Raw genomic sequence first — 12283 nt, 5'->3', positions numbered from 1 at the left:
GGGGGCCGTTGCCGCCCCGCCGTCAACGTGCCACCGCACACGGGGCGTTGGCGGCCGCCCGGTGTCAGGAACCCCCGCGCGTCAGCCCCAGCAGCTGTCGGGCCGGTCCTGCCGGACGCTGGCCCGCAGGCCAGACGGCGCGCAGATCGCGGCCGAGGCGCAGGTCGTGGACCGGGATCTCCACCAGCCTGCGCGCGGTCAGCTCCTCGCCGACGGCGAGTTCGCTCAGCACGGACGGCGCCGCCTCGCTGACGACCGCGGACTTGACCGCGGTGGTGGAGGAGAGCTCCAGCAGCGGGTCCGCGAGGCCGCCGTGCCGGGCGAGCGCCGCGTCCAGCACCTGCCGGGTTCCCGAGCCGCGTTCGCGCAGGATCAGCGGGGTCGCGGCCAGCTCACCTGCGGTCAGCTCGGTACGGCGCCGGGACCAGGGGTGGGACGGCGCGGCGACGACGATCAGCCGGTCGTGGCCGATGACCGTGCCGTCGAGACCGGCGGGCACGGTCAGCCCCTCGACGAAGCCGAGGTCCGCCTCGCCGGCCAGCAGCCGTTCCGCGACCACGGTGGAGTTGCCGGCGAGCAGCGACACGGCGGTCCCCGGGCGCTGGGCCCGCAACGCGATCAGCCAGCCGGGCAGCAGATATTCGGCGATGGTCATGCTGGCCGCGACCCGCAGCCGGGAGTCCCGGCGCCCACGCAGCGCCTGCGCGCCCACGTCGAACGCCTCGGCCGCCTCCACCACCCGCCGGGCCCAGTCGGTGACCAGCGCGCCGGCGTCGGTGAGCCGGGAGCCGCGCGGCGAGCGCTCCACCAGCGCGACGCCCAGCTGCCGCTCCATGGAGCGGATCCGGCTGCTGGCGGCGGGCTGGGTGACGCCGGTCGCGCGGGCGGCGCGCCCCAGGCTGCCGAGCCGGGCGACGGCGAGCAGGAGTTCCAGCGCGCCGAGGTCCGGGACCCGGTGCGCGAGCGGCACGGCGGGGTCGGGTGTGCCGTTGTCCGGGGCGCCGGTCATGCCGCCGCCCGGTGGCCGCCGCCGGTGCCCGGCCCCGTCAGCCGGCCGGTCCCGTCCGTGTCGGCGCGGCCGAAAGCCGGCCCCCGCCCCTCATAAAGCCCCATGCGCATAAATCCAGCTTATGCCCCCATAGACACGACGTCCCTGGTGGGGCCGGGCCGGCGCGACGACGCTGGTGCCATGGCAACACTCGCGCAAGCACCTTCCCGGTCCCGGTCCGCCACCGGCCGCAGCACCCCCGGCCCGGCATCCTCCGTCCGCCATCTCGGCCCGAACTGGTACGCCGTCGTGATGGGCACGGCGATCGTCGCCAACGCCGGTGCGACGCTTCCGCTCGCCGCACCCGGCCTGCGCGGCGCCTACGCGTGCGTCTGGGCGCTCGCCGTCCTGCTGCTGGTGACCCTGCTGGCCGCCCGGACCGTGCACTGGGTCCGGCACGGCGACCAGGCGCGGCAGCACCTGCTGGACCCGGCGGTCGCCCCGTTCTACGGCTGCCTGTCGATGGCGCTGCTGGCGGTCGGGGGCGGCACGCTCGCGGTCGGCCGGGGCGTGATCGGCGAAGGGCCCGCGGTCGCCGTTGACACCGCGCTGTGGATCCTGGGCACCCTCGTGGGCCTGGCTGCCGCGACGACCGTCCCGTATCTGATGGTCACCCGGCACCGCATCGAGGTGGGCAGCGCCTCACCGGTGTGGATCCTGCCGCTGGTCGCCCCGATGGTCTCGGCGGCGCTCGGCCCGGCCCTGGTGCCGCATCTGCCGGCCGGGCAGTGGCGGACGGCGATGCTGCTGGGCTGCTACGGCCTGTTCGGGATGTCGCTGCTGGCGACGCTGCTGGTGCTGCCGCTCGTGCTGGCGCGGCTCTTCCACCACGGTCCGCTGCCGCTCGCGCTGACTCCCACGCTGTTCCTCGTCCTCGGCCCGCTGGGCCAGTCCACCACCGCGGTGAACAACCTCGCCGACGCCGCTCCGGGTGCCGTCGACGCCTCGTCCGCACACGCGATGGGGGCGTTCGCGGTGCTGTACGGCGTGCCCGTGATGGGCTTCGCGCTGCTGTGGCTGGCGATCGCGGCGGCGATGGTGGTGCGGGCCTTCCGCGGCGGGATGACCTTCTCGATGACCTGGTGGGGCTTCACCTTCCCCCTCGGGACGTGTGTCACCGGCGCGGCCGGGCTGGCCCACCACACCGGTCTCGTGGCCTTCGACGTGCTCGCGGTGGCGCTGTTCGCGGCACTGCTGACGGCGGTGGCGGTGACCGCCGCCCGTACGGTCCACGGCCTGGCCCGCGGCCGGCTCCTCGCGCCCCCGCAGCCGCAGCCGGCCGCCGCTTAACCCCCGCCGCCGCCCTGCCCCGCAGCGGCCAGCGCCGCGCCCAGAATCTCCGGGGCCTCGGCCAACGACGGTCCGTACCAGGTCAGATGGCGGCCGCTGACGAGCGCCGCGGGCAGCGCGGGGAAGGCCTCGGGGCCGTCCTGCGCGGTGAAGAGGTACGGCTCGTCCGGGAGGACGACGAGGTCGGCGGCGCCGGAGTTCAGCTCGTCGAGCGGGATGCGGGGATAGCGCTCGGGATGCCCGGCGTAGAGGTTGTGCACGCCGAGACGGGCCAGCAGATCACCGGCGAAGGTGTCCCGTCCCAGCACCATCCACGGCCGCCGCCAGACCGGCACCACGGCCCGCCGCTCCGCCGGCCGGGCCGGCACCGCGCGCCAGGCCGCCTCGGCGGCGTCCAGCCACTCCGGCCGGGGCAGCCCGCAGCCGCGTACGAGGACACGCTCCAGCTCGCGAAGCGCCTGGTCGAGGGTCCGGATCTCGGTGACCAGCACGTCGAGACCGGCGGCCCGGAGGGCGGCGAGGTCCTGCGGGCGGTTCTCCTCCTCGTTGGCGATCACGAGGTCAGGGGCGAGGGCCGCGATCTTGGCGGTGTCGGGGTTCTTGGTGCCGCCGATGCGCGCGACGTCGAGGTCCGCGGGGTGGCTGCACCAGTCGGTGGCGCCGACCAGGAGGCCGGGGGCGCCGGCGGCCACCGCCTCGGTGAGGGACGGCACCAGGGACACCACCCGGCGGGTGGACTTGTGACCGGTCATCCGGCCACGGTACGCGGGCCGGCCGGCCGGCCGTGACATCGCGGTCCGGGGCCGCGGACGATCCGGGTACGGGGTCGGTCCGGGTACGGGGTCGGTCCGGGTACGGGGTCGGTCCGGGTACGGGGTCGGTCCGGGTACGGGGTCGGTCCGGGTACGGCCCGGGGGGTGAACCGCCTTACCAGGAACTGCCGTTCACGCTGCGGCGCAGCAGGTAGGCGGCCCCACCCGCCAGTGCCAGCAGGGCCAGGCCGCCGGCCGCCTGGTTCGCGCTCACGCCGTCGGCCCGGCCACCGCGCACGGTGACCTTCTCGGTGAACTTCGGACCGCCGGAGCCGCATTCGACGGTGACCTTGTAGCGGCCGGGCGTGGCTCCCGCGGCCACCTTCGCGTCCGCCGTCATCCCGCCGCGGCCCGGCCGCAGAACCACCACGCCGAACAGCGTCGACAGGGCCCTGGCCGTCGTCTCCCCGGCACACCGCGTGCCGTCACTGATGCTCACGCGTTGCCCGGCCGACATCGGATCCGGTTCCACCTGCGCCGACGCGAGGGGCGCGGCGATCGCCAGGGTGACGGCGGTGAGCAGAGTGACGGTGGCTATGCGCGCAGGGTTCACGGTCGTCTCCAGGGCCGGCCGCGGCCGCGGCCGGCCGCGAGGGAGAACCGGCACGTTCGCAGCACATCACCCCTCGCGCCCGGCCGCGACACGAGCGCGGCCGGTCGGTGGACGGCGCTGATCCGCGGGGGCGGTGGGCCTGCCGGGCGGGCTGCCGGCGGGGGGCTTGGGCGGGGGAACCACAGGGCGACGGCGGTCTCCTGTGCCGGCTGTTCTGCCGCATGTTCCGGCACGGGGCCCGGCAGCGCGGCTGACGCCGCCGCGCCGCATCCCGCACCGCCGGACGACAAGAAAACGAGCCCCGCCACCGGATATCCGGTGGCGGGGCTCGCCGTCGTGAAGCAGGCGCCGGAGCGGGCTACTTCACGGGGGCCATCTTGTCGACGATGCCCGGGTGGGCATCGATCCACTTCTCGACGCCCTTGTTCTCATTGCCCTTGCCGGCCGCCTGGATTTCCTTCTCCAGGCTGCCCAGCTCGTCAGCGCTCATCTTCCAGTTCTTCAGCCAGCCGTTGAACTCCGGGAATTTCTTCGGGAAGCTCTTGTTGCCGACGGTCTTGATCTGGTTGTTGGCGCCCCACGTGCCCTTGGGGTCCTTGAGCTTGGTGAGGTCGTACTTGCTGTACGCCCAGTGCGGGGACCAGAGGACCACCGCGATGGGCTCATGGTTCTCGTACGCCCGCTTCAGCTCGGTGAGCATGGCACTGGTGCCGGCCTCGGTGACATCGAAGTCCTGGAGACCGTAGGCGGGAGCGACGGTGCTCTTGAGGCGCTTCATCTCGCCGGTGCCCGGCTCGATTCCGATGATCTTGCCCTTGAACTCGTCCTTGTGCTCGCGCAGGTCGTCGAGGGTCTTCACGCCCTTGACGTAGGACGGGACCGCCAATTCCAGCGTGGTCTTGTCGTACCAGGGGCCGATATCGACGAGATCCTTTTTGTACTTGTCCCAGTACTGCTTCTGCGCGACCGGGAGCCAGGCATCGGTTTCCACGTCGATCTGCCCCGTCGACAGCCCGGTCCACATCGGACCGACGTCGAGGTTGCGGATGTTCGGCTTGTAGCCGCGCTTCTCCAGAACGTTCTTCCAGAGGTACGTGGTGGCGATGCCCTCGTCCCACGCCGGGTAGCCGATGTTCGGCGCCTTGCCGGCGTCCTTGCCCTTGGCGTACTGGGCGTTGGCGGACGGGGCGATCTTGTCGACCAGGCCCGGGTGCTTCTTGAGCCAGGTGCGCACACCGTCCTGCTCGTGACCGACGCCGGCCTGCTTGACGTCGTTCTCCAGGCTGGTGAGCTGCTTCTCGTCCAGGTGGAAGTTCTTCATCCACTTGGCGACCTTCGGCTCGTCCTTGGCGAAGCCCTTGCGGCCGAGCATGTGCAGGCTGTCACCGGAGCCGAAGGAGCCCTTGGGGTCCTTGAGCTTGGTCAGCTTGTGCTTGTTGTACGCCCAGTGCGGCGACCAGAGGGTGACCGCGATCGGCTTCTTCTCCTTGATCGAGCGGTCCAGCTCGGTGAGCATCGACGAGGTGCTGGACTCCTGCACCTTGTACTCGCCCTCCAGGCCGTAGTCCTTGAGGACCTTGTCCTTGAGGATCTTCATCTCGCCGGCGCCGGGCTCGATGCCGGTGATCTTGCCGCCGAACTTCCCGCCCTTGCCCTTGAGGTCGTCGAGGGTCTTGACGTCCTTCATGTAGGACGGGACCGCGATCTCCAGGGAGGTCTTGTCGTACCAGGCGCCCAGGTCCTCCAGCTTGTCCTTGTACTTCTTCCAGTACGAGGCGTGGGTCGTCGGCAGCCAGGCGTTGGTCTGCACGTCGATGTCACCACGGGCCTGCCCGGTGAAGAGCGGGCCGGCGTCCAGCGCCTGGGTCTTGGGCTTGAAGCCGCGCTGTTCGAGGATTTCCTTCCACAGGAAGGTGGTGGCCTTGCCCTCGTCCCAGTTGACGTAGCCCAGGTTGATCGCGCGGCCGTTGCCGTCGGTCCCCGCCGAGCCGCTTCCGCTGCCCTGGCCGAAGACCCCCATCCCGCCGGCGACCAGCGCGAGCACGACCACGCCGACCGTCGCGAGGGACGTCGCGGGCTTCCACTGGAGGACCTTGAGGCCCCCGAGCGCGGCCTGCGCCTTGGCGAGCGCGCGCCTGCCGAGCGGGGAGACCCGCTGGTTGAGCGCACTGGTCATCCGGTCCAGGTACACGGCGAGGATGACGACCGAGAGGCCCGCCTCGGAGCCCAGCTTCACGTCGACGGAGCTGAGCGAGTTGTAGACCGAGCCGCCCAGACCGCCGCCGCCGACCATGCCGGCGATGACGACCATGGACAGGGCCAGCATGATGACCTGGTTGACGCCCGCCATGATCGTGGGCAGCGCCAGCGGCAGCTGCACACGGAAGAGCGTGCGCCGCGGGTGGGTGCCGAACGCGTCGGCCGCCTCGACCAGTTCCTCGTCGACCTGCCGGATGCCGAGCTCGGTCATGCGGACCGCGGGCGGCATGGAGAAGACGATGGTCGACACGATGCCCGGGACGGGGCCGAGGCCGAAGAAGAGGATGCCGGGGATGAGGTAGACCATCGCGGGCATCGTCTGCATCAGGTCGAGGACCGGGCGCAGCACGCCGCCGACGGCGCGGCTGCGGGCCGCCCAGATGCCGAGCGGAATGGCGACCGCGATCGTGATGATGCAGGCGACCAGTACCAGGGACAGCGACGAGACCGTCTCGTCCCATTGCTCGATCGAATCGATCAGCGCGAATCCGCCGAACGTCAGCAGCGCGGCCGGCAGACCTCGCAGCCACCAGGCGATGATCGCGAAGATGCCGGCGAGGATGAGCGGCTCGGGGGCGGTGAGCACGGTGTGCACGGCGTCGTAGAACGCGCCGAGGACACTGGTGACGAAGTGGAAGAACCACTTGCCGTTGTTCGTGAGCCATTCGACGAGGTCGTTGGCCCAACTGCCTACCGGGATCCTAGGCATCGGCGATCACCTTGCCCTCGGGGTCGTTGTCCGCGGGCTGATTCCCGGACGTCTGCGCGGACGTGGCGTCCGCGGGCTTCTTGTCCATGGAGGGCTTGTCCACGGACGTGGCGTCCGCCGGCTTCGCGTCCTCCACCGGGTCCGCCTGGGCGGGGACGGCGGGCGTCGCGTCGGCTGCGGGCTCGCCGAGGACGGCGAGCAGCCGGTCTGCCGCCACCGCGCCCACGAGCTTGCCGTTCGCGTCCGTCACGGCGACCGGAACGCTGCTCCGGGAGCACGGGGTGAACAGCTCGAAGAGCGGCGTGTCGAGGCCGACCGTGGCGGGAGCCGCGGCCAGGAACTCGTCGGCCGTGCGAAGCGTTTTCCCCTCGGCGGTCACGGTGCCGAGCAGGGTGTCGATGTCGGCCATGATCGCGCCGGCGGTCACCACCCGGGTGCGGTCCACGTCCTGGGTGAAGGAGGCGACGTAGTCGTTGGCGGGGCTGACGAGGATGTCCTCGGCGCTGCCGATCTGCACGATGCGGCCGTCGCGCATGACGGCGATCCGGTCGCCGAGACGCATGGCCTCGTTGAGGTCGTGGGTGATGAAGACGATGGTCTTCTTCAGCGACTTCTGCAGTTCGAGGAGCTGGTCCTGCATATCGCGGCGGATCAGCGGGTCGAGCGCGCTGAAGGACTCGTCCATCAGCAGCAGGTCGGCGTTGGTGGCCAGCGCGCGGGCCAGGCCCACGCGCTGCTGCATGCCGCCGGAGAGCTCGTCGGGCCAGGACTTGATCCAGCCCTGGAGCCCGGTGAGTTCGAGTGCCTCGGTGGCGCGCTTCTCGCGCTCGGCGCGGGGTACTCCCTGCACTTCGAGCCCGTAGGCGGCGTTCTCCAGCACACTGCGGTGCGGGAAGAGCGCGAAGTGCTGGAAGACCATGGATATCTTCTCGGAGCGGACCTTGCGCAGTTCCTTGTCGCTGAGCGAAGTGAGGTCCTGGCCGTCGAACCGGACGGTTCCGGCGGTCGGCTCCAGCAGCCCGTTGAGCGTGCGCAGCAGCGTGGACTTGCCGGACCCGGACAGACCCATGACGACGAATATCTGGCCCTCGTCGACCTCGATCGACGCGTCGATCACCGCGGCCGTGGTGCCTTCGGCCCGCAGGTCGTCGCGGCTCGCGCCGCCTTCGAGCTTCCGGACCGCGTCCTCGGGTCGTCTGCCGAACACTTTGTACAGGTGCTCGGCTTGCAGCCTGGACACATATACCTCTCTTGTCGCACGAGAAACGACCTGCCACCCCCGTAGGCAGGTCGTGGAGCGGGCGGGTTCGGCCCGCCTTTACCGGTAAAAATGTTGAATCCCTTACCGGGTCCGCTCCGGCTGCGCGCCTGCCCCTCTTTATGGGGCTCAAACACGTCGGTGATTCAGCTCACATCTATGTGACGTTTGGGGCATACGGCATCATGCGAGGTGTGACACGACGCCTGATGCTCCTCGACACCGCCTCCCTCTACTTCCGCGCCTATTTCGGGGTGCCGGAATCGGTCAAAGCCCCGGACGGCACTCCCGTCAACGCCGTGCGCGGCCTGCTGGACTTCATCACCCGGCTCGTCCAGGACCACCACCCCGACGACCTGGTCGCCTGCATGGACTTCGACTGGCGGCCCCAGTGGCGGGTGGACCTGATCCCCTCCTACAAGGCGCACCGGGTCGCCGAGGAGGCCCCGGAGGGCTCCGCAGACCCCGACGAGGAGGAGATCCCGGACACCCTCTCCCCGCAGGTTCCGGTCATCGAGGAGGTGCTCGACGCGCTGGGCATCGCCCGTATCGGATCCGCCGGTTATGAGGCCGACGACATCATCGGCACGCTGGCCGGCCGGGCGACGGGCCCGGTGGACGTCGTCACCGGCGACCGCGACCTCTTCCAGCTGGTCGACGACCGCCGCGGCATCCGCATCCTGTATCCGCTCAAGGGTGTCGGGATGCTGCAGATCACCGACGAGGCGCTGCTGCGCGAGAAGTACGGCGTGGACGGGTCCGGTTACGCCGATCTGGCGCTGCTGCGCGGTGACCCCAGCGACGGCCTGCCCGGAGTGCCGGGGATCGGCGAGAAGACCGCGGCCAAGCTGCTCGACGCGTACGGCGACCTGGCGGGGATCATGGCCGCCGCCGACGACCCGGCCTCGAAGCTGACCCCCTCGCAGCGCAAGCGGCTGACCGAGGCGCGCCCCTATCTCGCGGTCGCCCCGACCGTCGTGCAGGTGGCGACCGACGCACCGTTCCCCGACGTCGATCACGCGCTGCCGACGGAGCCCGCCGATCCCGAGCGGCTGGACGCACTGGCCGCGCGGTGGGGCTTGGGTGGATCTTTGCACCGGCTGCTCGTCACCCTGGACCGATGACCTGTTAGGTTAGGTAAACCTAACTTTGGATCACGTCAGGGGAGATTGCCGTGGCAGCAGAACGACCGGCCCGCAAAAAACCCGCCGTGCACCACGCCGAGGTGGTGCGCAGCCTGCAGCTCACTCCGCACATGGTGCGGATCGTGCTGGGCGGGCCAGGGCTGGCGGAGTTCGCCGCGGGCGAGTACTCCGACCACTACATCAAGCTGCTCTTCCCGGTGCCCGGTGTGACCTACCCCGAGCCGTTCGACATCGCGCAGATCCGCGCCGACTTCCCGCGCGACCAGTGGCCCAGCACCCGTACGTACACGGTGCGTTCCTGGGACGCCGAGGCCCGCGAGCTGGCCGTCGACTTCGTGGTGCACGGCGACGAGGGGCTGGCCGGACCCTGGGCGGTGGGGGCGAAGCCGGGCGACGAGGTGCGTTTCCTCGGCCCCGGCGGCGCGTACGTCCCCGAGGCGGGCGCCGACTGGCATCTGCTGGCGGGCGACGAGAGCGCGCTGCCGGCCATCGCCGCCTCCCTCGCCCGGATTCCGGCCGGCTCCGCGGTGCACGCCTTCATCGAGGTGGCGGGCCCCGAGGAGGAGCAGCAGCTGGAGATTCCGGCCGGCGCCGAGGTCACCTGGCTGCACCGCGGCGACGCCCCGGCCGGCCGCGAACTCGTCGCCGCCGTACGGGCCCTGGACTTCCCGGCGGGCCGGGTGCAGGCGTTCGTACACGGCGAGGCGGGCTTCGTGAAGGAGCTGCGCCGCCTGCTGCGGGTCGAGCGGGAGATCCCCCGGGAGGCCCTGTCGATCTCCGGCTACTGGCGCGCCGGCCACGACGAGGACGGCTGGCAGGCCTCCAAGCGCGACTGGAACCAGCAGGTGGAGGCGGAGCAGGAGTCCGCCCCGGCACCCGCCACCTGACCTTCCGTAACCCCTTGCCGGCCTCGCCGCCGGCAGCCACTGCGCCACAGGACAGACCTAGGGCGCCCAGGGCGTGTCCGGTTCACCGGACGCCTCCTGGGCGCCCTCGCCGTATGTGCGGGCGGACCGGTCCACATGGGCGAGGCGGCGCATGGAGCTGAGCACCACGTCGCCCAGGACGGTGCCGATCACGACGCCCTCCACGAGCCCGTCGACCTCGGCGTTGCGTCCCACATACGCCATATCGGCGGCGGCGATCCGCTCGCACGCCGAGGCGTAGTCGTCCAGCACCTCCTCGAAGGCGCCCTGCCCGATGCCGCGGAAGGTGGCCAGCGCGACGGCGAGCACCTCCGCCGACGGATGGTCCGGCTCGACATGCCATCCACGGCGCTCCAGCAGCTCGGCGACCGCGCGACGGGCCTCCTCCAGCCCCTCCGGCCGCGCGGCGGTCACCGGAGTGATCGCGTGCTGCGCCGCGCCGAGCACCTTGTGGACCGGCTCGTCGGGTGAGTCGACGGCCGCCAGCACCTCCCGGACGACCGAGACGGAGAGCCCTCCGACGTCCAGCAGCCCGCGGATCAGCCGCAGCCTGCGCACGTGGATGTCGTCGTAACTCGCCTGATTGGGGCTGGTCAGCCGGCCCGCGGGGAGCAGTCCCTCGCGGACGTAGTACTTGATCGTCGGGACCGCCACACCCGTGTCGCGGCTCAATTCCCCGATGCGCATCTGCCGCCCTCTCCGTTCCGGGTCCGTGTCCCGGCGTTCGTGTGCCCGGGGCCCCCAGCGCGCCCGGCCTTGCCAATCCGCTTCCCATCATAGATAGTCCAGCTATCAGATAGCGGAAAGCACTACTATCCATATTGCTGGGGGATCCGCATGTCCACCTACCGTTCCCTGCTCGCCTTCTCCTGGGCGATGGCGGCGCTCGCCGTCGTCACCGCCGTGGGCCTGATCACCGACGACCGGGTTCTGGTCGGCGCACCGATCTGGTTCAAACCGTTCAAGTTCTCGGTGTCGTTCGCGCTCTACGGACTCACGCTGGCCTGGATGCTGTCCCGCCGCGCCACCCCGAGCCGGACCGCCCGGTGGACCGCGCACACCGTCGTCGCCTCCGGGGCCATCGAGATGGCGATCATCACCACCCAGGCGGCGCGCGGCCGACGCAGCCACTACAACATCGAAACCCCGCTGGACCAGACCCTGTTCACCGTCATGGGGATCACCATCGCCGTCCTCTGGGCAGGCACCCTGGTCCTCGCGATCCTGCTCTTCCGGGCCCGCCTGGGCGACCGGGCCACCACCTGGGCCATCCGCTACGGACTGCTCCTCGCGCTGGTCGGCCTGCTGCTCGGCGGGCTGATGCTCGGCCCCACGCCGGAGCAGCGTGCCGCCGGCGATCTGGCGACCGTCATCGGCGCGCACAGCGTCGGCGTCCCCGACGGCGGCCCGGCCATGCCGCTCACCGGCTGGAACACCACCGGCGGCGATCTGCGCATCCCGCACTTCGTCGGCATGCACGCCCTCCAGGCGATCCCGCTCTTCCTGTACGGCATCGAGGCGCTCGCCACCCGCTTCGCCCGGCTGCGGGACGATCGGGTCCGGCTGCACCTGGTCCGCGTCGCGGCCGGCTGCTGCACCGCGCTGCTCGCGGTGGTGACCTGGCAGGCGCTGCGCGGCCAGGCGCTGATCCACCCGGACGCCGCCACGCTCGCCGCGCTCGGCGCGACGGCCGCGGCGACGGCGGCCGGCACCTGCGCGGCGCTGCGGCGACGGCCCGTGACCACCCCCCACGACAACACCCCTACCCCCGCAACGGAGTTGCCGGCATGACCCACACCGCCCTCTTCGATCTGGCCTTCCTCCTCGCGGCGCCGTTCTGGGCACTGATGATCCTCGCCCCCGGCCTGCGCTGGACCGACCGGATGGCCGCCTCACCGCTCCCGATGGTGCCGGTCATCGCCGTCTACCTCGCCCTGGCGATACCGGTGTTCCCGCAGCTGTGGGCCGCGGTGCGCAGCCCCGACCTGGCAGGTTTCCAGGAGCTGGTGGCCCTCGGGGGCGGTGCCGGCGCCATCTGGGCGCAGGTGATCGCCTGGGACCTGTTCCTGGGGCAGTGGATGTACCGCGAGGGCCGCGCCCTGGGCATCCATCCGCTGGTGATGGGGCCGCTGCTCGTACTGACGGTGCTGCTCTCCCCCCTCGGCGTGCTGCTCTTCCTCGGCATCCGCGCGGGCTTCCGGCGCAAGCGCGCGGACACGCCCCACCGGGCCGCGCGCCCCGGGCCGCACGACCGGGCGGCGCGGCCCGGCGTGGCGGGGTGAC

11 protein-coding genes are annotated in these 12283 nt (G+C 71.5%); 5 read left to right on the top strand and 6 right to left on the bottom strand.

All coding sequences use genetic code 11. The features are described 5' to 3' along the window. Window positions 1–64 precede the first annotated feature (64 nt). On the bottom strand, window positions 65–1009 hold the full coding sequence (locus ACIRQ7_RS23515) for a LysR family transcriptional regulator (RefSeq protein WP_401473370.1): 945 nt from the start codon (window positions 1007–1009) through the stop codon (window positions 65–67). 180 nt (window positions 1010–1189) lie between these two features. Here ACIRQ7_RS23515 and ACIRQ7_RS23510 point away from each other — a divergent pair, with 180 nt between their 5' ends. Next, a complete protein-coding gene (locus ACIRQ7_RS23510) occupies window positions 1190–2338 on the top strand; it encodes a TDT family transporter (protein ID WP_404264768.1) in 1149 nt (382 codons plus the stop codon). Here ACIRQ7_RS23510 and ACIRQ7_RS23505 read toward each other — a convergent pair. The 4 genes from ACIRQ7_RS23505 to ACIRQ7_RS23490 form a co-directional block, all read right to left on the bottom strand. Continuing rightward, the gene (locus tag ACIRQ7_RS23505) at window positions 2335–3090 is read right to left on the bottom strand and encodes a helical backbone metal receptor (RefSeq protein WP_404264767.1); all 756 of its coding nucleotides are present in this window, start codon (window positions 3088–3090) and stop codon (window positions 2335–2337) included. The two genes, ACIRQ7_RS23510 and ACIRQ7_RS23505, sit on opposite strands and share 4 nt — an antisense overlap. 175 nt (window positions 3091–3265) lie before the next feature. Next, entirely contained in the window at window positions 3266–3703 is a 438-nt protein-coding gene (locus tag ACIRQ7_RS23500) for a hypothetical protein (protein ID WP_404264766.1), read from the bottom strand. Window positions 3704–4061: 358 nt separating this feature from the next. Then, window positions 4062–6671: an ABC transporter permease/substrate binding protein gene (locus ACIRQ7_RS23495; RefSeq protein ID WP_404264765.1), complete on the bottom strand. Its 2610-nt coding sequence runs from the start codon at window positions 6669–6671 to the stop codon at window positions 4062–4064. Beyond that, window positions 6664–7911 carry a glycine betaine/L-proline ABC transporter ATP-binding protein gene (locus ACIRQ7_RS23490; RefSeq protein WP_404264764.1) on the bottom strand — a complete coding sequence of 416 codons (1248 nt, stop codon included), beginning with the start codon at window positions 7909–7911 and terminating at the stop codon, window positions 6664–6666. Before ACIRQ7_RS23490 ends, ACIRQ7_RS23495 begins: the two co-directional genes overlap by 8 nt. Window positions 7912–8138: 227 nt before the next feature. On the opposite strand from ACIRQ7_RS23490, the gene ACIRQ7_RS23485 reads away from it, so the two are divergent. Together ACIRQ7_RS23485 and ACIRQ7_RS23480 are read left to right on the top strand one after the other, a co-directional pair. Continuing rightward, window positions 8139–9053 (top strand): 5'-3' exonuclease H3TH domain-containing protein, encoded by a 915-nt coding sequence (locus tag ACIRQ7_RS23485; protein ID WP_404264954.1) that lies wholly within the window; start codon window positions 8139–8141, stop codon window positions 9051–9053. 50 nt (window positions 9054–9103) lie between these two features. Beyond that, complete coding sequence (locus ACIRQ7_RS23480) at window positions 9104–9961, top strand: siderophore-interacting protein (RefSeq protein ID WP_404264763.1); 858 nt, start codon at window positions 9104–9106, stop codon at window positions 9959–9961. A 57-nt stretch (window positions 9962–10018) separates the two neighbouring features. Here ACIRQ7_RS23480 and ACIRQ7_RS23475 read toward each other — a convergent pair whose 3' ends face one another. Next, the gene (locus tag ACIRQ7_RS23475; RefSeq protein ID WP_404264762.1) at window positions 10019–10687 is read right to left on the bottom strand and encodes a MerR family transcriptional regulator; all 669 of its coding nucleotides are present in this window, start codon (window positions 10685–10687) and stop codon (window positions 10019–10021) included. 189 nt (window positions 10688–10876) lie between these two features. Between ACIRQ7_RS23475 and ACIRQ7_RS23470 the strand changes: the two genes are divergently transcribed. After that, the gene (locus ACIRQ7_RS23470) at window positions 10877–11791 is read left to right on the top strand and encodes a hypothetical protein (RefSeq protein WP_404264953.1); all 915 of its coding nucleotides are present in this window, start codon (window positions 10877–10879) and stop codon (window positions 11789–11791) included. Then, window positions 11788–12282, top strand: coding sequence for an ABA4-like family protein (locus ACIRQ7_RS23465; RefSeq protein ID WP_404264761.1), 495 nt, complete (start codon window positions 11788–11790; stop codon window positions 12280–12282). Before ACIRQ7_RS23470 ends, ACIRQ7_RS23465 begins: the two co-directional genes overlap by 4 nt. Window position 12283 lies beyond the last annotated feature (1 nt).

This window comes from Streptomyces sp. NPDC101393 (genome assembly GCF_044767385.1).
Classification (GTDB): domain Bacteria; phylum Actinomycetota; class Actinomycetes; order Streptomycetales; family Streptomycetaceae; genus Streptomyces.
The sequence above is the reverse complement of the archived record's forward strand: the minus strand, read 5'-3'. Positions and strand labels throughout refer to the sequence as shown.